This is a genomic window from Bradyrhizobium sp. BR 1432 (assembly GCF_051547705.1).
Lineage (GTDB): Bacteria > Pseudomonadota > Alphaproteobacteria > Rhizobiales > Xanthobacteraceae > Bradyrhizobium > Bradyrhizobium zhanjiangense.
In genome coordinates this window covers 5909102-5932053 of record NZ_JBPUGF010000003.1, presented here as the reverse complement: position 1 = coordinate 5932053, position 22952 = coordinate 5909102, and the positions used below count along the sequence as shown (strand labels likewise).

Annotated in this window: 19 protein-coding genes and 4 pseudogenes; 7 read left to right on the top strand and 16 right to left on the bottom strand. The window is 64.9% G+C overall.

Annotated elements, in window-relative coordinates:
- Position 1: 1 nt before the first annotated feature.
- The 11 genes and pseudogenes from thiL to ACSKB8_RS28635 all read right to left on the bottom strand — a co-directional run bounded on the left by thiL (position 2) and on the right by ACSKB8_RS28635 (position 8294).
- Entirely contained in the window at positions 2 to 1000 is a 999-nt protein-coding gene (gene thiL / locus ACSKB8_RS28685; protein WP_438107808.1) for a thiamine-phosphate kinase, read from the bottom strand.
- A gap of 138 nt (positions 1001 to 1138) precedes the next feature.
- A pseudogene (gene nusB, locus ACSKB8_RS28680) lies at positions 1139 to 1637 on the bottom strand (transcription antitermination factor NusB).
- A gap of 3 nt (positions 1638 to 1640) precedes the next feature.
- Positions 1641 to 2132, bottom strand: a complete 492-nt coding sequence (ribH, locus tag ACSKB8_RS28675) for a 6,7-dimethyl-8-ribityllumazine synthase (protein WP_438107807.1) — start codon at positions 2130 to 2132, stop codon at positions 1641 to 1643.
- An 89-nt stretch (positions 2133 to 2221) separates the two neighbouring features.
- Positions 2222 to 2830: a riboflavin synthase gene (locus ACSKB8_RS28670; protein WP_438107806.1), complete on the bottom strand. Its 609-nt coding sequence runs from the start codon at positions 2828 to 2830 to the stop codon at positions 2222 to 2224.
- Positions 2830 to 3978 carry a bifunctional diaminohydroxyphosphoribosylaminopyrimidine deaminase/5-amino-6-(5-phosphoribosylamino)uracil reductase RibD gene (gene ribD / locus ACSKB8_RS28665; RefSeq protein ID WP_438107805.1) on the bottom strand — a complete coding sequence of 383 codons (1149 nt, stop codon included), beginning with the start codon at positions 3976 to 3978 and terminating at the stop codon, positions 2830 to 2832. The genes ACSKB8_RS28670 and ribD overlap by 1 nt, the downstream gene beginning before the upstream one ends.
- Complete coding sequence (nrdR, locus tag ACSKB8_RS28660; RefSeq protein ID WP_011087793.1) at positions 3975 to 4457, bottom strand: transcriptional regulator NrdR; 483 nt, start codon at positions 4455 to 4457, stop codon at positions 3975 to 3977. The genes ribD and nrdR overlap by 4 nt, the downstream gene beginning before the upstream one ends.
- Positions 4458 to 4472: 15 nt before the next feature.
- The gene (gene glyA / locus ACSKB8_RS28655) at positions 4473 to 5771 is read right to left on the bottom strand and encodes a serine hydroxymethyltransferase (protein WP_128946708.1); all 1299 of its coding nucleotides are present in this window, start codon (positions 5769 to 5771) and stop codon (positions 4473 to 4475) included.
- A gap of 266 nt (positions 5772 to 6037) precedes the next feature.
- Positions 6038 to 6259, bottom strand: a complete 222-nt coding sequence (locus tag ACSKB8_RS28650; RefSeq protein ID WP_091893260.1) for a hypothetical protein — start codon at positions 6257 to 6259, stop codon at positions 6038 to 6040.
- Positions 6260 to 6297: 38 nt separating this feature from the next.
- Positions 6298 to 6534: a hypothetical protein gene (locus tag ACSKB8_RS28645; protein WP_091893370.1), complete on the bottom strand. Its 237-nt coding sequence runs from the start codon at positions 6532 to 6534 to the stop codon at positions 6298 to 6300.
- Between the two features lie 205 nt (positions 6535 to 6739).
- Entirely contained in the window at positions 6740 to 7258 is a 519-nt protein-coding gene (ldtR, locus tag ACSKB8_RS28640) for a transcriptional regulator LdtR (RefSeq protein ID WP_091893258.1), read from the bottom strand.
- Between the two features lie 539 nt (positions 7259 to 7797).
- Positions 7798 to 8294 (bottom strand): annotated as a pseudogene (locus ACSKB8_RS28635) (DUF6163 family protein).
- Positions 8295 to 8417: 123 nt separating this feature from the next.
- Between ACSKB8_RS28635 and hemB the strand changes: the two are divergent.
- The 3 genes and pseudogenes from hemB (at position 8418) to ACSKB8_RS28620 (ending at position 11308) form a co-directional block, all read left to right on the top strand.
- The gene (gene hemB, locus ACSKB8_RS28630) at positions 8418 to 9479 is read left to right on the top strand and encodes a porphobilinogen synthase (protein WP_438107804.1); all 1062 of its coding nucleotides are present in this window, start codon (positions 8418 to 8420) and stop codon (positions 9477 to 9479) included.
- A gap of 397 nt (positions 9480 to 9876) precedes the next feature.
- Complete coding sequence (locus ACSKB8_RS28625) at positions 9877 to 10416, top strand: RDD family protein (protein ID WP_438107803.1); 540 nt, start codon at positions 9877 to 9879, stop codon at positions 10414 to 10416.
- A 114-nt stretch (positions 10417 to 10530) separates the two neighbouring features.
- A pseudogene (locus ACSKB8_RS28620) lies at positions 10531 to 11308 on the top strand (arginyltransferase).
- A gap of 129 nt (positions 11309 to 11437) precedes the next feature.
- On the opposite strand, the gene ACSKB8_RS28615 reads toward ACSKB8_RS28620, so the two are convergent.
- The gene (locus ACSKB8_RS28615) at positions 11438 to 12790 is read right to left on the bottom strand and encodes an Nramp family divalent metal transporter (protein WP_438107802.1); all 1353 of its coding nucleotides are present in this window, start codon (positions 12788 to 12790) and stop codon (positions 11438 to 11440) included.
- Between the two features lie 170 nt (positions 12791 to 12960).
- Here ACSKB8_RS28615 and ACSKB8_RS28610 point away from each other — a divergent pair, with 170 nt between their 5' ends.
- Entirely contained in the window at positions 12961 to 14205 is a 1245-nt protein-coding gene (locus ACSKB8_RS28610) for an MFS transporter (RefSeq protein WP_438107801.1), read from the top strand.
- Between the two features lie 161 nt (positions 14206 to 14366).
- Here ACSKB8_RS28610 and ACSKB8_RS28605 read toward each other — a convergent pair whose 3' ends face one another.
- Positions 14367 to 15626, bottom strand: coding sequence for an adenylate/guanylate cyclase domain-containing protein (locus tag ACSKB8_RS28605; protein WP_370985904.1), 1260 nt, complete (start codon positions 15624 to 15626; stop codon positions 14367 to 14369).
- Positions 15627 to 15798: 172 nt separating this feature from the next.
- On the opposite strand from ACSKB8_RS28605, the gene ACSKB8_RS28600 reads away from it, so the two are divergent.
- On the top strand, positions 15799 to 16956 hold the full coding sequence (locus tag ACSKB8_RS28600) for an MFS transporter (RefSeq protein WP_438110710.1): 1158 nt from the start codon (positions 15799 to 15801) through the stop codon (positions 16954 to 16956).
- 53 nt (positions 16957 to 17009) lie between these two features.
- Here the strand turns inward: ACSKB8_RS28600 and ACSKB8_RS28595 are convergent, their stop codons facing one another.
- Positions 17010 to 17837, bottom strand: a complete 828-nt coding sequence (locus ACSKB8_RS28595; protein WP_438107800.1) for an N-acyl homoserine lactonase family protein — start codon at positions 17835 to 17837, stop codon at positions 17010 to 17012.
- Between the two features lie 79 nt (positions 17838 to 17916).
- Positions 17917 to 18903, bottom strand: coding sequence for a CDF family Co(II)/Ni(II) efflux transporter DmeF (gene dmeF, locus ACSKB8_RS28590; RefSeq protein WP_438107799.1), 987 nt, complete (start codon positions 18901 to 18903; stop codon positions 17917 to 17919).
- 196 nt (positions 18904 to 19099) lie between these two features.
- Between dmeF and ACSKB8_RS28585 the strand changes: the two genes are divergently transcribed.
- On the top strand, positions 19100 to 19918 hold the full coding sequence (locus tag ACSKB8_RS28585) for a chromate resistance protein ChrB domain-containing protein (protein ID WP_438107798.1): 819 nt from the start codon (positions 19100 to 19102) through the stop codon (positions 19916 to 19918).
- Positions 19918 to 21304: pseudogene (chrA, locus tag ACSKB8_RS28580) on the top strand (chromate efflux transporter). Before ACSKB8_RS28585 ends, chrA begins: the two are co-directional and overlap by 1 nt.
- An 86-nt stretch (positions 21305 to 21390) precedes the next feature.
- Here the strand turns inward: chrA and ACSKB8_RS28575 are convergent.
- A complete protein-coding gene (locus tag ACSKB8_RS28575) occupies positions 21391 to 22797 on the bottom strand; it encodes an FAD-dependent oxidoreductase (protein ID WP_438107797.1) in 1407 nt (468 codons plus the stop codon).
- Positions 22798 to 22952 lie beyond the last annotated feature (155 nt).

Here is a 22952-nt window from a genome sequence, read left to right as displayed (position 1 = left end):
CCTAGAAGTGGCTGTACGACAGCCGCTTCAAGGTCAGCTCCTGGCCCTGCCCGTCCAGGAAGCGCGGTGGCGCCCCGCCCTCGATGATCGTGCCAATGGCGGTGACGGCGAAGCCTGCCGTCCGCCCGGCTGCGATCAACGCATCGCTTTGTGCCGGCGGAACGGTGCACAGCACCTCGTAATCGTCGCCGCCCGCCAGCAGCGTCTCGACACAAACAGCGTTGCGCGCGATCAGGCTTGCGGCCGCGGCCGAGAGCGGCACGTTCGCCACTTCGACCGTGGCCGAGACGCCCGATGCCGCACAGAGCTTTGTCAGATCGCCGGCGAGCCCGTCGGAGACGTCCATCGCAGCGGTCGCATGATCACGCACGGCCTGCGCCAGCACATTGCGCGGCTGCGGCACGCGATAGCGCGACACCAGAAAATCCCGTGCAGCGGGATCGGATGTCAGCGCGCCCGCCGCAGCGCCGCCCGTGAGCACGTCGAGGCCGAGCGCAGCATCGCCGATCGTGCCCGTCACCAGGATGCGATCACCCGGCCGTGCGCCGGTGCGGCCGACCATCCGTTCCTGCGGCACGCGGCCGAAGGCGGTGATGGAGACCATCTGCGGTCCTGGGGTCGACACCGTGTCGCCGCCGAGCAGCGGGCACGCGAAGCTCTTGGCGTCCTCGCCGAGCGCATCCGCAAACGGCTTGAGCCAGGCATCCTCCCTGCTGCGCAGCGCCAGCGTCAGCACGAAGCCGGCCGGGACCGCTCCTTTGGCCGCGAGATCGGACAGGTTCACCCGCAGCGCCTTGCGCGCGATGGTGTCAGGCGGATCGGTGACAAGATAGTGCACGCCCTCCACCACCGCGTCGGTGGTGACGACGATGTCCTCGCCAGCCGATCTCAGGATAGCGGCATCATCGACCAGTCCGAACGCGCCGGGATCGGTCGCCAGCGGCTTGAAATAGCGCGCGATGAGGGAGTCTTCGCCGGAGGGATTTTGCGGGTTTGCCATCGGCGTTAGCCTCGAACACAAGTGTCATCGCCCGGCTTGACCGGGCGATCCAGTACGCCGAGACGCCTGACATCAATTACCGCTGCCGCGGCGTACTGGATCACCCGCTTTCGCGGGTGATGACAGCGGAATGTGTAGCTACCCCCGCCCGAACTCGTCACCGCGAAACTGGCGGCCAATCTGGTCGAGCACCGCGTTGACCATACCAGTCTCCTCGCGGTCGACGAAAGCGTTGGCGACGTCGACATATTCGGAGATCACCACGCGACCCGGCACATCCTTGCGGTGCTCCAATTCGTAGGCTCCTGCGCGCAGCACCGCGCGCAGGATCGCCTCGATCCGCTTCAAGGGCCAGCCCTTCGACAGCGCCTCATCGATCAGCGGATCGAGCTTCTTCTGGTCGCGAACGACGCCGGAGACGACATCGCGGAAGAAGGCGGCCTCTGCCGGCAGGTATGTGTCGCCCTCGACCTCGTTGCCGAGCCAATCGACTCTCGAACTCGGCAAAAATGTCGTTGATGCCGGCACCGGCGATGTCCATCTGGTAGAGCGCCTGCACGGCGGCAAGCCGCGCCGCGCCGCGGCGGTTCGCCTTCTTCTCCGGAGCGCCCGCCGGCTTTTTGTTGTTGTCGGCCATGACTCAGGCCCGTGCCAAGCAGCGTTTGATGCGCAGCATCGCAAGCGCTGCACGTGCGGCATCGCCGCCCTTGTTGAGCTCGCTGGCGCGTGCCCGTGCCCAGGCCTGCGCCTCGGTGTTGACGGTGAGGATGCCGTTGCCGAGCGGCAGCTTTCGCGCCACCGCAAGGTCCATCAGCGCGCGCGAGGATTCCTGCGAGACGATCTCGAAATGGATGGTGTCGCCGCGGATCACGCAGCCGAGCGCAATCACCGCATCATAGGGCCTGCCGTTCGCCGCAGCCGCGTCGATCGCGATGGCGATCGCCGCCGGAATCTCCAGCGCGCCGGGAACCGTGATGACGTCGTGCGTGAGGCCGGCCGCCTTCAGCTCGGCGACTGCACCGTCCAGGAGCGCGTCCTGGAGATCGTCATAGAACCGCGCCTCGACAATCAGCGCGCGGGCGCCGGAGATGTCGGTCTGGTCCTTCAGGGGTGCGCGCCGCGCGTCTGCCATCGTTCAATCCGTTCTACAGTGGTCGGCGCGTTATGTAGTCGCCGCAGGCGGGTAAGCCAAGTTTTAAACCGTCGTTCCGGCTGCGCCGGTCACTTCATTTCCGTCAGCCGCGCCGCGTAGCGGGCCATCAGATCGACCTCGATATTGACCTCGTGCCCCGCCTTCCAGCCGCCGATCGTCGTCACCGTCAGCGTGTGCGGGATGATCAGCACCGAAAAGGTCGTGTCTTTCACCGTATTGACGGTCAGCGAGACGCCGTCGAGCGTGATCGAGCCCTTGGTGGCGATGAAGCGCGCCAGCTCGCGCGTCGTCGAGAGCTCGAACCGCGCCATGTCGGGCAGATCCTCGCGGCTGAGAAGCGTTGCGATGCCGTCGGCATGGCCGGCGACGATGTGGCCGCCGAGTTCGTCACCAATCTTCAGCGCCCGCTCGAGGTTGAGCTTTGTTCCGACCTTCCAGTGTTTTGCGGTCGTCAGTGCCAGCGTCTCGGCGGCGGCATCGACGTCGAACCAGGTGTTATTCCCCTCAACGCCGGAGGCGACCACGGTGAGGCAGACGCCGTTGCAGGCGATCGAGGCGCCATCGGCGATGGTGGTCTGATCATAACGGCAGGCGATGCGCAGACGGTGCAGCTGCCCCTGCGCCGTTGGCGTGAAGCCGACGATCTCGCCGATATCGGTGACAATGCCAGTGAACATTACGAGCGCTCGTAAACGGTGAGAGTATCCCTGTCGAATGTCTCGCTAGCATGAACCTTGTAGGCCCGCGACTGCGTGATTTTCGACAGGGGCAATGCATCGAGCGCATCGACGCCGCCAGAGCCCACCTCTTCCGCGCCGCGGAACAGCCAGATTTCGTCGACCAGGTCGGCCGCGACGAAGGACGCGGCAACACGGCTGCCGCCCTCGACCATCAGCCGCGTGATGCCTTTCTCGGCCAGCGCATGCAGCACGGCCGTAAGATCGAGCCCTGATGCACCGACCGGCGGCACGCGCAACATTTGCGCACCGGCCGCGCCAAGCCGCGTGGCGGCCGCGGCTTCGGCAAGCTCAGAACTCACCACCCAGAGCGGCGTCTCGCGCGCGGTGCGAACGAGCTTGCCTGCGCCGGGAATGCGCAGGCTCTGATCGAGCACCACCCGCACCGGCGAGCGCGCCGCCATGCCCGGCAGGCGGCAGGTGAGAAGCGGATCATCTGCCAACACCGTGCCGATGCCGACCAGGATGGCATCGCTCTGCGCGCGCAAGAGATGCACGCGATTGCGCACCGCCTCGCCGGTGATCGCAACCGGCTTGCCGCCGGCCGCGCCAATCTTGCCGTCGGGCGAGACCGCGAGCTTCAGGATCACGTGCGGACGCTTGTCCCGGATGCGACGGAAATGGCCGGCATGATCGAACGCGGCTTCCGCAGCGCATGGACCCACATCCACGACGATGCCGGCTGCCCGCAAACGCGCATGGCCCTGGCCGGCAACTTCCGGATTGGGATCCTCGATCGCGGCGACCACCCGCTTGATGCCGGCGGCGATCACCGCATCGGCGCAAGGCGGCGACTTGCCGAAATGCGAGCATGGCTCCAGCGTGACGTAGAGCGTGGCGCCGCGCGCCGCCTCGCCGGCCCGCAGCAAGGCCTCGGGCTCGCCATGCGGCCGCCCTCCGGGCTGTGTCCAGCCGCGGCCGACGATGACCCCATCCTTGACGATGACCGCACCGACGGCCGGATTCGGCCAAGTGCGACCCTGCCCGCGGCGCCCAAGCGAAAGCGCCAGCTGCATGAAGCGGAGATCGGCATCCTTGGCCTCACGGGCCTTCTGCGCGAATTGATCTTCCAGGATGCGGAAGATCATTTGCGGATCGCGGCGAGCCGCGCTTCCTCCTCACCGGAGAGCTCGCCGAGCACGTCGGCGAAATCCTTGGCCTCGCGGAAATTGCGGTAGACGGAGGCGAAGCGCACATAGGCGACGTCGTCGAGCGTGCGCAGATGCTCCATCACGGTCTCGCCGATCACCTCGGAGGAGATCTCGGCCTCGCCGCCGGTCTCGAGCTCGCGCACGATGGTGGAGACCATCTTCTCCACCCGCTCCGGCTCGACCTGCCGCTTGCGGAGTGAGATCTGCACCGAGCGCATCAGCTTGTCGCGGTCGAACGGCACGCGGCGGCCGTTGCGCTTGATCACCGTGAGCTCGCGCAGCTGCACGCGCTCGAAGGTGGTGAAGCGGAAATTGCAGGCGACGCATACGCGCCGCCTGCGGATGACAGAAGAGTCCTCGGTCGGACGCGAGTCCTTTACCTGCGTATCGAGACTGTTGCAGTTCGGGCAGCGCATCCGTTTACCCAAGCCTTACTGGTAGATCGGGAACCGGTCGGTGAGCGCCTTGACCCGTTCCTTGATCGCAGCTTCCACGAGCGGCGCCTTGCCGTCGTCGGACTGCGCGATCGCGTTGAGGACCTCGGCAATCATGCCGCCGACCTGCTGGAATTCGGCGACACCGAAACCGCGGGTGGTCGCGGCCGGAGTGCCGAGACGCAGGCCCGAGGTGACGAAGGGCTTTTCGGGGTCGAACGGAATGCCGTTCTTGTTGCAGGTGATGGCGGCGCGCACCAGCGCCTTCTCCGAGACGTTGCCCTTCAGGCCCTTCGGCCTGAGGTCGACGAGCATCAGATGGTTATCGGTACCGCCCGAGACAATATCGAACCCGTGGCTCTTCATCGCCTCGGCCAATGCCTTGGCGTTCTCGACGACGTTCTTGGCATAGACCTTGAAGTCCGGACGCAGCGCCTCGCCGAAGGCAACCGCCTTCGCCGCGATCACGTGCATCAGGGGGCCGCCCTGGAGGCCCGGGAAAATCGCCCCGTTGAGCTTCTTGGTCAGCGTCTCGTCATTCCACAGCATCAGGCCGCCGCGCGGACCGCGCAGCGACTTGTGCGTCGTGGTGGTGGTGACGTGGGCATACGGCACCGGCGAAGCATGCACGCCGCCGGCGACGAGGCCGGCGAAGTGCGCCATGTCGACCAAGAGATACGCGCCGACGCTGTCCGCGATCTCGCGGAAACGCTTGAAGTCCCAGGCGCGCGAATAGGCCGAGCCGCCCGCGACGATCAGCTTCGGCTTGACCTCTTCGGCCTGCTTGGCGACCGCGTCCATGTCGATGATCTGATCCTCGCGGCGCACGGTGTAGTGCGCGGCCTTGAACCACTTGCCGCTCATGTTGACGGGCGAGCCGTGGGTGAGATGGCCGCCGGCCGCAAGATCAAGACCCATGAAGGTGTCGCCGGGCTGGAGCAGCGCCAGAAACACCGCCTGATTCATCTGGCTGCCCGAGTTCGGCTGCACGTTGGCGAAGTTGGCGCCGAACAGCTTCTTGGCGCGATCGATCGCAAGGTTCTCGGCGACGTCGACCCACTCACAACCGCCGTAATAGCGCGCGCCCGGATAACCTTCCGCATATTTGTTGGTCATCACCGAACCCTGCGCTTCCAGCACGGCCCGGCTGACAATGTTCTCGGAGGCGATCAGCTCGACCTCATGGCGTTGCCGGCCGAGTTCGCCCCTGATGGCGGCGGCAATGTCCGGGTCGGCCTGCTCGAGCGAGGCGGTGAAAAACGAATCGGGCGCGGAGGCGGTTTTGGCTGAGGTCATCTTGCGAATATCTCCACCGCCGCAGCCTTTTGGCGGGCTACGGGCGGGTCTGGTGTGGCGGTCGGAAGCACGCGCGATCTACCACATCGCCCGCCCACGGCCAAGTATTTGCGGGTCGGACCTGAGATTTATGCAAGATATGGTGGAGAGTGGAGGTTTTCGGCGCCGGAGCGGTTTCATAGAACCGCTCCTCTGCGAATGTCCGGACTAGGACCGCTTTGGGCCTCACCTCGCGCCAACGGCCGCCGGCCCGAGCCGGTGGCAATTCATAGCCCGGTATAGCCCGCCTTCACCGGGTCCACGCTGCCGTCGAGCTGCCGGAGATAGGTCAGGCCGCAGACCGTCAACCGGTGGGTGTCCTTTTCGCCGGCCTCCATCAACGTATTGAGATAGTTGGTGACCTTGGCCCGTGCCTCCTCGCTCGCTGCTGCGGTGCGGTTGGCGAGCAGGTCATAGGTCTGCATGATGCGGTCGATGGCGGCTTCCATGGCACCCTCTGGTTCTCTTGAAATCTTGGGAGTTTTGATCAGGCAACCGCGCGGGCCTCGGACTGCGTCTCGAACCGGGCGATCGCCTTGTTGGCGAGCCTGATCTTGTTGAATTCGCCCTGCTGGAGCAGCTTGACGATGATCCTGAGCAGGCGCTCGTCGGTGACGAGGGAATCGGGAATCGCGCCGGAGCGGCGAAGGTAGTTCGCGGCAATGGCGTAGGCCTCGCTCACGAGTTCCACGTTCATCGCCTGAGGCCCGCGCTCGACCAGCATCGACATTCTCCGATCCGACGGAGATAAGCGCCGAGCCCGGAACTGGTTCCCCGCCTGCGAGGTTTTTTTTTCGCAGGTGCAAAAAAATACAAAACGCCCCGGTCCGGACGGAATCCGGGCCGGCGCGCTTGGGGAAGTCTAAGGGCACGTTCGGGGAGGCTTGCCGGTCTTGTTGGGGGCCGGCTTGGCCTTGATCCCTTGGAACTCAGAGCCGGTACAGGATCTGGTCGGTCCAGAACCGCTCAAGACGGTGCAGCGACTTGTTGAGGGTCGAGAACTCCTCGCCGGAGATGCCGCCGACCTGCTCCACCGTCTTGACGTGCTTCTGGTAGAGCGCATCGACGATGCGGCGGACTTCGTGGCCCTGCGGGGTCAGGCGGATGCGCACCGAGCGGCGATCAACGCGCGAGCGCTGATGATCGAGGAAGCCGAGCTCGACGAGCTTCTTCAGATTGTAGGAGACGTTGGAGCCGAGATAGTAACCGCGCGTGCGCAGCTCGCCCGCGGTCAGCTCCTTGTCGCCGATGTTATAGAGCAGGAGCGCCTGGACCGAGTTGATGTCCGCACGGCCGCGGCGATCGAATTCATCCTTGATCACGTCGAGGAGCCGGCGATGCAGCCGCTCCACCAAAGTCAAAGCTTCCAGATAGAGCGACTGCACCGAACCCTGCTGGCCGGAGACGCGCTCTGCGGTATCTGCCGCAGTTGCGACGGCTTTCATCATGACACTTCCCCTGTTGTCGTTTTTATCGACACTTATTCGACGAAACTTGTGTCCCGTCTGATAGGTGCAACTTAAGGGGCTCGTTTGAAGATCGGCTTAAATAAGAGAATAAAGAGATCATGAATTTAAGACAGTGAATTGCGGATTAAGCCTGTAGCAAAAGGACTTTTCGCAACCCTCTGTTGACCCTCGCAAGGTCCTGTTCACCCTCCGTCCGCCCCTATTGTCGCATTCCAGTACAGCCCCGCCCCGTTTCGAAACGGGCGCGTAACAGCTGTGGCGGAACAGGCTGGTCAACGAAAACTTACCGCAAATTTTAGGCAACCAACGGTCAACCAATCGCGCACAACTGCGCGAGCTTCCTTCGTGTCCCGGACAAGCGAAGCGCAGATCCGGGACCCAGAAAGCCACAAACGAGATCGCGGAGAAATGGGCCTCGGCTCTGCAACGCATCACGCCGCACTGGACGACGCTTCGCATCGCCGGGGCGCGCTGCATTGCGTCCGGGGCACGAGAGCACTGACGTGTCGAACTATCTGCTACGGCGGCCGTTCCCGCGCAGCCATCCAGGCGAGCGCGAGATATGCGGCGAGCATGAACGCTTCGACGCCGACCACGACGAGGCTGCCGCCGTAGATGCCGGGGAACATCAGCTCGATCACCGCCATCGACACCACGGTCGTCAACCACACCACCGCGCCCCAGGCGTCGCCAGCCACAGACCAACCGCCGCGACGAGCTCGATCACGGCGAAGTAGACGGTCGCGGCCTGCCAGGCCATCGACTGGTTCTCGAACGCCTCGTCCTCGCCACCGACGAAACCCGTCACTTGCGCCCAGTGATAGAGACCCTTCAGGATCGAGAGCAGCGCCATCACCCGCAGGAACAACACGAGCCGGCGCGTCCACACATTGTCATCGGACTGGGAGCGCTCCGATGAGATCGCCGCCACCGACATCGCGCCATCCCTGGCGGTGTCTCTGGCATTGTCCCTGGCACTGTCGCGGGCCGTATCGCGGGTGGAGATCTCGGACATGGCCCCCTTCTGGCTGTTTCGCCCCGCAAAATCAATCGGCTGTCATCCCTTGCGGCAGGTCAAGCCGCGGTGACGGGAACCATGCGAGCTGGTATAAGAATAATTCCAGCCGGAGGAAGACTAATGGCGATCAAATACGGACGTCCGATCGAACTGCGCGAGGTTTCGCGCCGGGATGATGCCGGCGCCTCCCCTGCCCTCGATCTGACCGTCCGTCCGCGCCGCAACCGCAAGGCCGAGTGGGCTCGGCGCATGGTGCGCGAGAATGTCCTCACCACGGATGATCTGATCTGGCCGCTGTTCCTGATCGACGGCAGCAATAAGCGCGAGCAGGTCGCCTCGATGCCCGGCGTTGACCGCCTTAGCGTCGACCAGGCCGTGCGCGAAGTCGAGCGCGCCATGAAGCTCACCATCCCCTGCATCGCGCTGTTTCCCTATACCGACCCGTCCCTGCGCGACGAGGAAGGATCGGAAGCGACCAATCCGAACAATCTGGTCTGCCAGGCTGTGCGCGCGATCAAAAAGGAGTTTCCGGAGATCGGCATTCTCTGCGACGTCGCGCTCGATCCGTTCACCAGTCACGGTCACAACGGCCTGATCTCCGACGGCAAGATCTTGAACGACGAGACGGTCGCAGTGCTGGTGCGTCAGGCGCTGGTGCAGGCCGAGGCCGGCTGCGACATCATCGCGCCGTCCGACATGATGGACGGCCGCGTCGCCGCGATCCGCGAGGGGCTCGATCGCTCCGGCCTGCTCGACGTGCAGATCATGGCTTATGCCGCCAAATACGCCTCGGCCTTCTACGGCCCGTTCCGCGACGCCATCGGCTCGGCCAAGACGCTCACCGGCGACAAGCGCACCTACCAGATGGACAGCGCCAATACCGATGAAGCACTGCGCGAAGTCGAGCTCGACATCGCCGAAGGCGCCGACATGGTGATGGTGAAGCCGGGCATGCCCTATCTCGACGTGGTCCGCCGCGTGAAGGATACCTTCGCGATGCCGACCTTCGCCTACCAAGTCTCCGGCGAATACGCGATGATCGCAGCCGCCGCCAATAACGGCTGGCTCGACGGCGACCGTGCCATGATGGAAAGCCTGCTCGCCTTCAAGCGCGCCGGCGCCGACGGTGTGCTGAGCTATTTCGCGCCGAAGGCGGCAGAGAAGCTGCGGAGCCAAGGATAAGGTGCCGTAGGGTGGGCAAAGTCGCGTAGCGACGTGCTCACCATTCCGGCTTGTGATCGCGGAACGATGGTGGGCACGGCGCTAACGCGCCTTTGCCCACCCTGCCTCCCCATGGTCGTTTCGGCGAAGACCGGGCGCACCTGCCTCCTCGTCGTCCTGGCGAAAGCCAGGACCCATACCCACCAGCTTCCGTTTGACGAGGACTCGTAGTGGCATTTCGCCGCAATCCCTCCTGCCTGCGTTAATGGGTCCAGGACGACACTGCGATTGATAACTCGCCGCTCGCAACAGCCGCGGAATCGCCGGAATATTTTCGCTTGTTGATCCCAGCGCGCCCTTGGCATGCGGACGACCTGTTCCCATGTCCCGCCATGGGGGTTCGCTGGGAGAAACGGACATGTCGGACTCGGGCAATTCAGGCGCCTGGCGCAACGACGGCGGGATGCAGCCGCACGCCTACGACCCCTATCTGCATCCGGAACTGTTCCGCGGCGTTGCAACGCGGCGGGTGTTCGCCTTCCTGATCGACATGGTCGTGATCTCGGTGCCGGTGATCCTCGGCTACATCTTCATCGCCCTGTTCGGCGTGGTGACGCTCGGCATCGGCTGGGCGCTGTTCTGGATCGCCTGGCCGGCCTCGGTGGTCTGGGCCATCGTGTATTACGGTGCCAGCATCGGCGGCCCTTCCTCCGCAACAGTGGGCATGCGCGTGATGGATCTGGAACTGCGCACCTGGTACGGCGCGCCCGGTTACTTCGTCCTCGGCGCCACCCATGCCGTGCTGTTCTGGGTGACGATCTCGTTCCTGTCACCCTTCGTGGTGCTGGTCGGCCTGTTCAACGGCCGCCGTCGCCTGTTGCACGATTTCGTGCTGGGAACGGTTGTGATCAACAATTCGGTTCGCGTACCCGCGCCCCAGGCCGCAAGGATGTACTGATCAACGACCTATCAACCCGGACCTTCTAGACTGACTGATCTGCCAAGCAGACCAATTGACCGGGAGCGTCCGTAGCGCGATGCTGATACACAGTTCGGAGGCCCACGACGTCCCTTGACCCAGCACTCGCGCGATACCCCCCAATTTTACCTCACGGCGCCTTCCCCGTGCCCCTATCTGCCGGGCCGGCATGAGCGCAAGGTGTTTACGCACCTCGTAGGTGAGCGCGCCGGTGACCTCGACGACCTCCTGACCCATGGCGGCTTCCGCCGCAGCCAGTCGATCGCCTACCGGCCGGCCTGCGACCAGTGCCGCGCCTGCGTCTCGGTCCGGGTGATCGCCAACGAGTTCCGGCCCTCCCGCAACTTCCGAAAAGTGCTGACGCGCAACGCCGACATTATCGGCGAGCAGCGCAGCGCGGTGCCCACCTCCGAGCAATATTCGGTGTTCCGCGCCTATCTCGATGCCCGCCACCGCCACGGCGGCATGGCCGACATGACCGTGCTCGACTACGCCATGATGGTCGAGGACAGCCATGTCGAGACCCGTATCATCGAGTACCGCAAGCGCGGCCCGGATAGCGGCCTCACCGGCCGCGGCGAAGACCTGATCGCCGTGGCGCTGACCGATGTGCTCAGTGACGGCCTGTCGATGGTCTATTCGTTCTTCGAGCCGAGCCAGGTCAGCCGCTCGATGGGCACCTTCATGATCCTCGACCACATCGCTCGCGCCCGCCGGCAGGGCCTGCCTTACGTCTATCTCGGCTACTGGATCGAGGGCTCCAAGAAGATGGACTACAAGGCCCGCTTCCTGCCGCAGCCAGCGCCTCGCTCCCTCAGGCTGGCTGCGCATCGACGCGCACGGGGATACAGCGTCCGAGCCGCAGGATTAGCTCACTGTCATGCCCCGGCTTGACCAGGGCATCCAGTACGCCGCGGCTTCTCGAACTCAATCACAACGGTCTCTGGAATACTGGATCGCCCGGTTAAACCGTGCGATGACAGAAAACGTTGCGGCTACATCACCCGAACAGCGTATCCGCCAGCAGCTTCACGTTCAAAACCACGATCACGCCCGCGACGATCCATGCGACGGCGGCGACCGAGACCGGGATCGCGAACTGGCCCATCTTGCGGCGGTCGGAGACGAAGCGGACCAGCGGGATGACGGCGAAGGGCAGCTGCATCGACAGCACGACCTGGCTGAACACCAACAGATCCGCCGTGCCGCGCTCGCCATAGATCGCGGTGACGATGATCACGGGAATGATGGCGATGCCGCGCGTGAGCAGGCGGCGCGCCCAGCTCGGCAGACGCAGGTCGAGAAAGCCCTCCATCACGATCTGGCCGGCGAGCATCGCAGTCACGGTTGAATTGAGGCCCGAGGCGAGCAGCGCCACCGCGAACAGCGTCGAGGCGATGCCAAGACCTAGCAAGGGCGACAGCAGCTCGAAGGCCTGGCCGATCTCGGCGACGTCGGAATGGCCGCTTCTGTGGAATGTCGCAGCTGCCACGACGAGGATCGCGGCGTTGATGAACAGCGCCAGCATCAGGGCGATGGTCGAGTCCGTCGTCGCCCATTTGATCGCTTCGCGTCGGCCAGTGTCGTTGCGCTCGTAGGCGCGCGTCTGCACGATCGAGGAGTGCAGGTAGAGATTATGCGGCATCACGGTCGCACCGATGATGCCGATCGCGATGTAGAGCATGTCGGAATTGGTGAAGATCTCGGTCTTCGGCACGAAACCGTGCAGCACCTCCGCGACCGGCGGAGCCGCAGCCGCGATCTGGACCACGAAGCAGACCGCGATCACCACCAGCAGCGCGATGACGAAGGCTTCGAGGAAGCGGAAGCCGCGGTTCATCAGAAGCAGCAGCAGGAAGGCGTCCAGCGCTGCGAGCAGCGCGCCGCCGATCAGGGGAATGCCGAACAGAAGCTTCAGCGCAATCGCGGTGCCGATGACCTCGGCGAGATCGCAGGCGATGATCGCCGCCTCGCAGGCGAGCCAGAGCAGGAAGTTCACCGCCGGCGAATAGGTGGCGCGGCACGCCTGCGCGAGGTCGCGGTCGGTGACGATGCCGAGCCGCGCCGCCAGCGACTGCAGCAGGATCGCCATCAGGTTGGAGAGCAGGATGACCGAGAGCAGCGTGTAACCGAACTTCGATCCGCCGGCGAGGTCGGTCGCCCAATTGCCGGGATCCATGTAGCCGACCGAGACGAGGTAGCCCGGACCGACGAAGGCAAGCAGCCGCCGCCACCAGCGGCCGGCGGCCGGAATGGCGACGGTGGAATTGACCTCGGCGAGGCTCTTGGTGATCGGCGCGTCGGCACGCCAGCCGGCTGCGTCGGGGGTCAGGTGGGGTGATCGGGCATCCATGCTGGCAGAATACCCGACTTGGTGCTTATTGCAACTCATTTGCAACTGCATCTAGCCGCACCGGTTCCTGGCGTGGCCGTGGCAATCTCGCCTCTTGTCGGGAAGCGGGTGGGTTCGGTGGTCCTCACGGGCGAACATTGGCGCAAATTCGCCTCTGCAGGATATGAGCCATGTCAACGCCTCCTCGCCTCCCTGACACCTTCAACCGCCTCGCCTGGTCGAACCTTGCGGCGCAATCGGCCGAGCAGATCGCGCTGGCCGCAGCGCCCATCGTCGCCGTGCTGACGCTGGGGGTCGCCGAAGGCCGGACCGGCCTGCTGCAGACCGCCCTCACCCTGCCCTTCGTCCTGTTCGCCATTCCCGCCGGCGTGCTCGCCGACCGCATCTCCCGCCGCTGGCTGATGGCGGGAGCCGAGGCGTTGCGGGCCGCCGCACTCGCAGCCATCGTGCTGTTGCTGGCGCTGGGCGCGCTCAATTTGCCGATGCTGGCGTTGCTCGGCTTCGCTGCGGTGTGCGGCACTGTCGTCTACAGCGTGGCCGCGCCAGCGCTGGTGCCGTCGCTGGTGAGCTCGGACCTGTTGCCGGCGGCGAATGCGCGGATCGAGCTCGCGCGCACCATCGCCTTTGCGAGCGGCCCTGCGCTCGGAGGCGCGCTTGTGGGATGGTGGGGCGCAAGCCCTGCCTTCGGCTTTGCCGCCGCGCTCTCGGCCGTCGCGGTGGTGCTGCTCGCCGGCATCTACGAGCCTGCCCGCGCGCCGGCGCCGCAGCGCCACCCGTTCCAGGACATCCGCGAAGGCGCGGCCTTCGTGTTTCACCACCCGCTGCTGCGGCCGGTATTCATCACCCAGTTCATCTTCAACACCGGATGGTTCGTGCAGATCGCGGTGTTCGTGCCCTACGCCGTGCGCCATCTCGGCCTGACCGCCGCCGGCGTTGGCACCGTGCTGACGATGTACGGCGTCGGCATGGTGATCGGCGCGCTGGTCGCCACGCGCGTGATGCAGCGCGTCGCGTTCGGCACCGTGGTCGGGCTCGGGCCCGTCACCGGCTTCGTCGCCGCACTCGTGATGGCACTGACGGTGCTGGTCCCCTCGCCCTGGCTTGCGGCCTTGAGCTTCTTCCTGCTGGGCGTCGGGCCGATCCTGTGGGTGATCTCGACCACGACACTGCGCCAGTCGGTGACACCGCCGCGCCTCTTGGGACGCGTCTCCGCCATCAACATCATGAGCTACGGCGCCCGCCCGCTCGGCTCGGCGCTGGGTGCAATCGTCGGCGGCATCTGGAGCGCGGAAGCCTGCCTCTATCTCGCCGCGGCCGTGTTCGGCGTGCAGGCGCTGGTGATCCTGCTGTCCCCGGCCGTGGCGCTGGACCGGCAGCCCGACATGGTGGGCGATGAGGCGCCGGCGCGGTGTTAGCTGATTGAGAGCATAGCGCAGCAACAATCTCCGTCGTCCCGGCGAAGGCCGGGACCCATAACCACAGAGAGTAGTTTGGCGAAGACTCGTGGTTACTAGCTCGTGCCGCAACTTCTCCCTGGGGGTATGGGTCCCGGCCTTCGCCGGGACGACATCGAAGATCAACCCGCCAGATACCGCTCGTAGCTTCCCGTCACGGGCTCGCTGGCATCGACGTCGGGATCGAGCGTGTAGAGATCCTGCGCGCGTCCGATGCCGCGCAGTGCGTAGCGGCCGGTGGAGACGAGATAGCGGCGCCCAGTGGCGTCGAGACCCTTGTAAAACTCCGATGACGCCAGCAGTTCGCGATCGACCGAGCGGCTCATCGAGGCGATGCGGCTGACCTCGTTGACGGTCGGGCCGACCACGGTGAAATCGAGCCGGTCCTCGCTGCCGATATTGCCGTAGAAGACCTCCCCGACATGCAGGCCGATATAGGCCGACGTGGTGGGACGGCCGTCGGCCGCCCGGCGCTTGTTCAAGGCAGTGATGTTCTTGCGAAACAGATGCTCGGCGCGCAGCGCGGCCCGACGCGCATCCGCCATATCCTCGCCCCAGAACATCGCGAGCACACCGTCGCCGATCAGCTTGAGGACGTCACCGCCGGCATCGTGGATGGCGTCGATCACGGCCTGCGCATAGTCGTTGAGGAACGGAATGATCTCGTCGGGACCGATGCTCTCGCTGATCCCGGTCGAGCCGCGCAGGTCCGAATACCAGAGCACGGCGTTGATGCGCTCGGTAACGCCGCGCGAGATGCGCCCGCGGAGCACTTGCTCGGAAGCGTCGCGGCCGAGATAGACGCGGCCGAGCGTGCGCACGATGTCGACCTGCTGCGCCGACTTGATCGCGAGACCAAGAACGGGGACGAGATCGCGCAGCGCGACCAGCTCGGATTCCGTAAAGCCGTGCTCGCGCCGCGTCGTCCAGTAGGAGTAGAGACAGTCCATCTGTCCGAGCGCGCCGGTCTCGCCGAATCGATGCACGAAAGCAAGAAAATGCCGATGGCCCTTTTCGGCGAGGTCGCCGATCTGCGAGAAATCGAGCGACGGGGCATCGGCAAGATCGATCACCATCTCGTCGTGCCCGTGCTCGAGCAGATGATAGAACACCGACCGACGCCAGTTCTTGGCGGCGTCGCCCTCCGCGGTCGAACCGTATTCGATGACGTCGCTCTCGTTGGTTGGCGTATCGCTCCAGCGAAACGCGCGGCCCTCGTAGATCGGATGCAGCGTGTCGATGACCACGAGCCCGCGCGACAGGTCGAGCCCTTCGGCGCAGCAGCGCTCGCAGAAACCGCGGAGCAGTTCGGGTTCAGGCAGGCCCGTAAGCCCCTGGCCGGCGACCCAGTTCATCAGTGAAAGGCGCGAAGTTACTTGCATATGCCATTATGACGCGCATTCGTGACGAGCGAAAGGCGCGAGGGCCGACGTGACGCCAGGCTCCCGTCCCTTGCAGGTCGAATATGCCGCCGCCGCGGTTGACGCGTCCGCCGCGCGGGCTGCAAATGCCGGCGATGATGACTTTGTCGGCCAGAATCGGAAGCACGCGCGAATGACCCGGCGCCAGCTTCCGATCATCCTGGCGCTCGGCACCACGCAGACCCTGGCCTGGGCTTCCAGCTATTATCTGCCGGCGCTGCTCGCCGATCCCATGGCGCACGACCTCGGCGTCTCTTCCAACTGGATCTTTGGCGCGTTCTCGGCTTCGCTCGTGATCGCGGCGATGCTCGGCCCGCGCATCGGGCGGCAGATCGATCTCGTCGGCGGACGGCAGGTGCTGTCGGCCTCGAACCTGACCATCGCCGCCAGCCTCGTCCTGCTCGGGCTCTCGCAGTCGGTGGCGGTGATGGGGATCGCCTGGCTCGTGCTCGGCATCGGCATGGCGATGGGCCTCTATGACGCCGCCTTCGCCGCGCTCGGCCGCATCTATGGCACCGAGGCGCGCAGGCCCATCACCGGCATCACGCTGATGGCGGGCTTCGCCTCCACGGTCGGCTGGCCGCTCACCGCCTGGGGGCTGTCCCATATCGGCTGGCGCGAGACCTGCTTTGCCTGGGCCGCCGCCAACATCCTGATCGGCCTGCCTCTCAACTTCTTCATGCTTCCGGCGATCAAGGGCGCCAGGCAGGCCGCAGCGACCGCCGAGAAGCCGCACCTGCCGCTCGACCGCACCATGATCCTGCTCGCCTTCATCTTCGCCGCGGTCTGGACCGTCACCGGCGCGATGGCCGCGCATTTCCCGCGCATCCTGGAGACGACGGGCGCAACGCCGGTCGAGGCCATCGCGGCCGGCGCGCTGATCGGCCCGGCCCAGGTCGGCGCACGTATCCTCGAAGCGGGCGTTCTCAGCCGATTCCATCCGCTGTGGTCGACGCGGCTCGCCTGCCTCACCCATCCGATCGGCGCGGTGGTCGTGGCGATCTTCGGCGGCGCTGCGGCGAGCGCATTTGCGCTGTTCCACGGCTCCGGCAACGGCATCCTGACGATCGCGCGCGGCACGCTGCCGCTCGCAATCTTCGGGCCGAAGGACTTTGGCTACCGTCTCGGCATCATCGGCGCGCCGGCGCGGATGGCGCAGGCGGTGGCGCCGCTCGCCTTCGGCCTGCTGATCGACATCATGGGCGCCAAGGTGCTGATCGTCTCCTCCGCGCTCAGCCTCTCGGCGTTGGCGGCCCTGTTCCTGATCCGCCCGGAGCGACGCTCGGATTGACCGCGCCACTTTCTCGCGCAAGCGGCGATGACCGAAGACACCGGATCCGGATCTCAGTCGTAAAACTCCGGCGCCATCTTCTGGCTGTCGCGCAGGGCCTTGTCGTGGTTGATCCAGAGCTGGGCTTTTTCCTTGGCGAGCGTGTCGGCGATCTTCTGCATCGAGGCCGCGGTCTGGTCCTTGCTCACGTTCATGCTGGGCACGCGGCGGTTGTCCCAATTGTCTTTGAAGTGCACGGCATCGCCCGACAGGATCACCGCGCCGGTCTTCGGCAATTTCACCAGCAGCGACTGGTGTCCCGGCGTGTGGCCGGGCGTGGATAGAATGGTGACGCTGCCGTCGCCGAACACGTCCTTGTCGCCCGCCAGCAGTTCGACCGGATGTGACGGCTTGAAGCGCGGCTCGTTGTTGGCGGCGGGCCAATCATATTCGGTCTTCTGCACGTAGAGCGTCGCCTGCGGAAACAGCTCGACATTGCCGATGTGATCGGGATGCGTGTGCGAAACCGCCATCGCCTTGATGTCGGCGGGCTTGACGCCGAGCTGCTCGAGCTGGGCGGCAAGCGTCTTCGGCCGGCGCCAGGTGACGGCTTTGGGATCGGCGGGCACGAGCCCATTCGGCATCGCGGCGACGGAATCGGCAATGCCGGTGTCCCACAGGAACCAGCCCTTAGCATGCTTGATGAGATAGCAGGTGTCGACGAAGTCCATCGCCTTGCCTTCGTTCAGGCCGGGCGTCCAGCGCGAGATGTCGCCCGCGGTGCCCTCGCCACAATTGAGGACGTAGAGCCTTTCGACGCCCGTCTTTTCCGATTGTGCCAGCGCTGAAGGGCTGGACAGAGCGAGTGCAGCAATGGCGAGCGCGAACTTCATCCTGGGCATTGTTGTTCCTCCCGTACAGCCATGCAGGCCACGACCGAGGATCAACCCCGGCCCGTTCGCGGAATTCCCGTAAAGCCCGTCAATGCGGGCAGGTCTCGACCTCGACCGTGACGTGGCTGAGGCCCTTCAGCCCGGCCAGTCGCCGTTTGTAGACGGCCGGCTGCTTCGGCTGGTCCGACACCACCGAGAGCAGCACGGCACAATGGCCGGGGCCGACCTGCCAGAGATGCAAATCGGTGACGCGGTCGTCGCCGATCTCCATGCGCGCCCGGATCACCCGCTCCAGCTTCTCGTCGGCGCGCACGTCGAGCAGCACCGCGCCTGATGACTTGATCAGGCCGAACGCCCAGCTCGCGATCACGACGCTGCCGATCAGGCCGACGGCCGGATCGGCCCAGACCCAGCCTGAATACATCGCGACGACGAGTGCTGCGATCGCCAGCACCGAGGTCGCCGCGTCCGCCATGACATGCACATAGGCAGCACGAAGATTGTTGTCGTGATGATGATGGTGGTGATGGCCATGATGATCGTGGTCGTGGCCATGATCGTCGTGATCATCATGCACGTGGCCATGGCCGTGATCATGGCCATGATGGTGGTGATCGTGGCTGCCGCGCAAAAGCCACGCGCTGGCGAGGTTGACGCACAGGCCGAGCGCAGCGACCGCGATCGCCTCGCCAAAGACGATCGGCACCGGCGCGATCAGCCGCAGCACGCTCTCATAGGCGATCTCGACCGCGATCAGACCCAGGATGATCGCGCTGGAGAAGGCGGCGAGATCGCCGAACTTACCGGTGCCGAAGGTGAAATGCGCATTTCCCAGGTGCCGGCGCGCGAAGCGGTACGCGAACGCCGCAATGCCGAGCGCGGCCGCATGCGTTCCCATGTGCCAGCCGTCGGCGAGCAGCGCCATGGAACCGAACAGCGAGCCGGCGACGATCTCACCGACCATCATGACCAGCGTCAGGACGACCACGAGCCAGGTGCGCCGCTCGTTCTCCTCGTGCTTGTCGCCGAGGAAGGCGTGATCGTGGGTCCATTGCTCGATGGAGTGCGAGTGCATCGAATTCTCCAGAAAATTCAGGTCTGTCGGCGCGCAGTATAGACCGCTGGGGTCCGATTTTCTAAGGCCCAATCGTCCAGTGGATTGACAGTCCTGCTTAGTTTCGCTGTAATCCGCGCCATGGGGATTTGAGCGATCTCCCACGAGGCGACATGCCCAAGTATCGCGTCCCGTTCGGTTTTTGCGAGGACGCATCATGTCTACTTTCACGACCATATCATCCGACAAATTGGCGCGCCTGATTGGCACGGCCAATGCCCCTGTACTCATCGACGTCAGGACCGAGGAGGATTTTGCCGCTGATCAGCGGCTGATCCCCGGCTCGATCAAGCTCAGCCACGACAAGGTCCAGGACTGGGGCCGCGACTTCGCCGGCCGCCGGGCGATCGTCGCGTGCCTGCGCGGCGAAAAGCTCGCACAGGGCACGGCGGCCTGGCTGCGCCAGCTCGGCGTCCAGGCCGAGACGCTGGACGGCGGCTTCGAGGGCTGGAAGGCAGCCAAGCTGCCGCTGCTCGACACGCGCAAGCTGCCGCCGCGCGATGCGAGGGGGCGCACCGTCTGGGTCACGCGGGCGCGGCCGAAGATCGACCGCATTGCCTGCCCCTGGCTGATCCGTCGCTTTGTCGACCCCAACGCGGTGTTCCTGTATGTGACACCGTCCGAGGTGGTCGGCGTCGGTGAGCGGTTCAATGCAGCTCCCTTCGACATCGAGAACGTGTTCTGGAGCCACCGCGGCGAGCTCTGCACCTTCGACGTCATGATCGAGGAGTTCGGGATCGCCTCGCCAGCCCTGCTCCGGCTCGCGACGCTGGTGCGCGGCGCCGACACCGCGCGGCCTGATCTTGCGCCGGAGGCGCCGGGCCTGCTCGCGGCCTCGCTCGGACTGTCGCGCATGTATGACGACGACCTCGAACAGCTCGAGGCCGGCATGGTGCTCTACGACGCCTTCTACCGCTGGTGCCGCGATGCCACGGCCGAGACCCACAACTGGCCGACCAACAAGGTGAAGGCATAATGGATACCCGTAACCTTCAAGCAGGAGCTGGCGCCGGTCACGGCGTCAGCTTCAATGAGGCCTTTCGCGTCTGGCTCCGCGTCGCGTCCTTGAGCTTCGGTGGGCCCGCGGGCCAGATCGCGGTGATGCATCGTATCCTGGTCGAGGAGAAGAAGTGGATCTCCGAAGGCCGTTTCCTGCATGCGCTGAACTACTGCATGCTGCTGCCGGGACCGGAGGCGCAGCAGCTGGCGACCTATGTGGGCTGGCTGATGCATCGCACCGCCGGCGGGCTGATGGCGGGTGGGCTGTTCATCCTGCCCGGCATCATCGCCATCATGGGCCTCAGCTACGTCTACGCCGCCTACGGCAATGTCAGCTTCGTCGAGGCGCTGTTCTTCGGGCTGAAAGCCGCCGTGCTCGCCATCGTCGTCGAGGCTGTGGTGCGCGTCGGCAAGCGCGCGCTGAAGAACCGCATCATGATCGCGCTCGCGGCCGCGGCCTTCATCGCGATCTTCTTCCTCGCGGTGCCTTTCCCGATCATCATCATCGCTGCCGGCATCATCGGCTATGCCGGCGCCAGAAGTGGCCGTCCGGAATTCGCGCCGGCCGGTCACGGCCATGGCGGCAACAACGCTGCGATCGACAGCATGCTCGGCGAAGCCGTGCCCGAGCACGTTCGTCCCGAACACCGGGCGCGCGATCCGTGTCGGTGCGTTGTGGCTTGCGCTCTGGCTCGTGCCAGTCGTGGCGCTGCTCGCGGCCTTCGGTCAGGACAACGTCTTCAGCCAGATCGCGCTCTTCTTCTCAAAAATGTCGCTGGTCACCTTCGGCGGCGCATATGCCGTGCTGGCCTATGTCGCGCAGCAGGCGGTCGAGCAATATCACTGGCTGAAGCCGCACGAGATGCTGGACGGCCTCGGCATGGCCGAGACCACCCCGGGCCCGCTGATCATGGTGCTCCAGTTCGTCGGCTTCATGGCGGCCTATCGCGACCCAAGCGGCCTGTCGCCGATGCTGGCGGCAACGTTCGGCGGACTGCTCGCGACCTGGGTCACCTTCACGCCCTGCTTCCTCTGGATCTTCGTCGGCGCGCCCTATATCGAGCGCCTGCGCGGCAATACGGGATTGGCCGGCGCACTCAGCGCGATCACCGCCGCGGTGGTCGGCGTGATCCTGAACCTCTCGATCTGGTTCGCGCTACACACGCTGTTCCGCGAGACCGTGCCGGTGCACGCGTCTCCATTCGACTTCGACAGGCCGGTGCTGACGAGCGTCGATATTCCGGCGCTGGTGCTGTCGATCGCGGCCGCCACCGCGATCTTCCGCTTCAAGCTCGGCATGCTCACGGTGCTTGCGGGCAGCAGCGCCGCCGGCGTGGCGCTGCGGCTGGCGGGGGTGATCTAGGGCATGGTTAGCAAGAGAAACGAATGTTTCGCGCCGAGCGATGCTCCCCATGACCACGCGCGGAAGTGTGGCTGGCTTCGCTAGGATCAGCCATCCAGTAGCGCTGCCATCCGTTGTCGATCGACGATGTTGGGGTCTTGCGGCAATTGACAGCCGTCCAACTCGGCCAGTTTTGCGGCTACATGCGGTCTAGCGATGACGTCCTGAGGCAGCGCAAGGCACATTGCGATTTCGATCATGCCACGGAGCACGTCCGCGTCTTGGGATGATGCAACCAGAAGCTTGGCCATGACTGGGTTGGGCGCGGGCATCGGCATGCCCTCTTCCAGAGCCGTCATTTCGGCGATCCGAACGCGATCCGCGGCGATCTGATTTCGATAAAACGGACCGACTTGGCTTTCGGTGTCAGCGTCGTATTCCCGGGAGAAAGCTCCGGGATTGTCGATGTGTCGGCGGGCAACATTACGGAGCACCTGCGCGTGCAGAAGGCCGACGCTCAAGCCGCGTCCGGCGGACGGATTGGTGCACGCCCATGCATCGCCTACAGCGGCGAATCCCGTGACGACCGGCCGACCATCGACGACAAACCGTCGGTATCGGTCGACAACTCCCGCCATCAGAAGGACGGGCGTTACTGGCTCGCCGTCGAGCCAATGGGCTTGCCGCGGACATGCGGAGACGACGCGATGGAATGTCGCCGTATCGCGCAAGGCTCGCATCGCCTTGTTCTTCGACGAGGTATACAAGGTGATCGACCAGGTGTCATTGTCCCCGTCCAGGGTAAGGATCGAAAACAAGCCCATCGGCGTGAGTGCACGTCCCGTCCTGCGAGGCCGCTGTTGCCCTGAGAAATACCGCGTAAAATAAGCGAAGTTGCTATCTTCGGATTCCTCGATCGGGCTACGGGCACCCGCGCTGGTGATCCAATCGCAGGCCGCGCTTCGTCGTCCCATGGCGTCGATTACCAGATCAGCGCGAATCTCTTCGCCAGATGTCGTGCGTACCCCTGCAACGTGCGGCACACCTCGGACCGCCGAAGCGCCCGTGATCAGTTCGCGAACCTTGGTGCCCCGACGAATGGTCACGTTAGGTGCCACTTGCGTCATTGCAGCCACGGCGCATTCAATAATGGGCCTCCGACCGGTGACGAAGCGTATGGCCTCGTCACCCGGACGCGGCGTCCGATTCGTTATGGTTGGGGGAAGAGATCGACTGTCCAGATAGTCCACCCAAACGCAACCGGCTCGAAGCAGACCATCGGTCAACCCCGGCAATTCCTGATCGCTGATCATCCGAAATCGCGAACTGAGGTTATGAGGTTGCCTGAATTGGGCAACTCCCGGACGTTCCCACGAATTCCATCCCTCGGCGGGCGCTGCGGGTTGATCGGCCGGGTCAGCCTCTAGAACTGTGACTCGGTGGCCATCGCGACCAAGCATCATCGCTGTGCACAATCCAATCACGCCTCCGCCGCAAATCAGGATTTTGCTCATCCGTTCTCCCCCTAGAGTTCGGCCGACCGCGGAAGTCGCGCTAAATCGTCATCGTCTCCTCCCGGCGAAACGACGACGAGTTTCATATGCGCATGGTTCTTCAAGATATAGGTCGATGTGGCGAACGGGAGGTTCAAAGCTCTCCTCAGCCTGCC

Coding starts and splice junctions, on each gene's coding strand:
- thiL (WP_438107808.1), bottom strand. CDS start 1,000: ATGGCAAACCCGCAAAATCCCTCCGGCGAAGACTCCCTCATCGCGCGC.
- ribH (WP_438107807.1), bottom strand. CDS start 2,132: ATGGCAGACGCGCGGCGCGCACCCCTGAAGGACCAGACCGACATCTCC.
- ACSKB8_RS28670 (WP_438107806.1), bottom strand. CDS start 2,830: ATGTTCACTGGCATTGTCACCGATATCGGCGAGATCGTCGGCTTCACG.
- ribD (WP_438107805.1), bottom strand. CDS start 3,978: ATGATCTTCCGCATCCTGGAAGATCAATTCGCGCAGAAGGCCCGTGAG.
- nrdR (WP_011087793.1), bottom strand. CDS start 4,457: ATGCGCTGCCCGAACTGCAACAGTCTCGATACGCAGGTAAAGGACTCG.
- glyA (WP_128946708.1), bottom strand. CDS start 5,771: ATGACCTCAGCCAAAACCGCCTCCGCGCCCGATTCGTTTTTCACCGCC.
- ACSKB8_RS28650 (WP_091893260.1), bottom strand. CDS start 6,259: ATGGAAGCCGCCATCGACCGCATCATGCAGACCTATGACCTGCTCGCC.
- ACSKB8_RS28645 (WP_091893370.1), bottom strand. CDS start 6,534: ATGCTGGTCGAGCGCGGGCCTCAGGCGATGAACGTGGAACTCGTGAGC.
- ldtR (WP_091893258.1), bottom strand. CDS start 7,258: ATGATGAAAGCCGTCGCAACTGCGGCAGATACCGCAGAGCGCGTCTCC.
- hemB (WP_438107804.1), top strand. CDS start 8,418: ATGGCGATCAAATACGGACGTCCGATCGAACTGCGCGAGGTTTCGCGC.
- ACSKB8_RS28625 (WP_438107803.1), top strand. CDS start 9,877: ATGTCGGACTCGGGCAATTCAGGCGCCTGGCGCAACGACGGCGGGATG.
- ACSKB8_RS28615 (WP_438107802.1), bottom strand. CDS start 12,790: ATGGATGCCCGATCACCCCACCTGACCCCCGACGCAGCCGGCTGGCGT.
- ACSKB8_RS28610 (WP_438107801.1), top strand. CDS start 12,961: ATGTCAACGCCTCCTCGCCTCCCTGACACCTTCAACCGCCTCGCCTGG.
- ACSKB8_RS28605 (WP_370985904.1), bottom strand. CDS start 15,626: ATGCAAGTAACTTCGCGCCTTTCACTGATGAACTGGGTCGCCGGCCAG.
- ACSKB8_RS28600 (WP_438110710.1), top strand. CDS start 15,799: ATGACCCGGCGCCAGCTTCCGATCATCCTGGCGCTCGGCACCACGCAG.
- ACSKB8_RS28595 (WP_438107800.1), bottom strand. CDS start 17,837: ATGCCCAGGATGAAGTTCGCGCTCGCCATTGCTGCACTCGCTCTGTCC.
- dmeF (WP_438107799.1), bottom strand. CDS start 18,903: ATGCACTCGCACTCCATCGAGCAATGGACCCACGATCACGCCTTCCTC.
- ACSKB8_RS28585 (WP_438107798.1), top strand. CDS start 19,100: ATGTCTACTTTCACGACCATATCATCCGACAAATTGGCGCGCCTGATT.
- ACSKB8_RS28575 (WP_438107797.1), bottom strand. CDS start 22,797: ATGAGCAAAATCCTGATTTGCGGCGGAGGCGTGATTGGATTGTGCACA.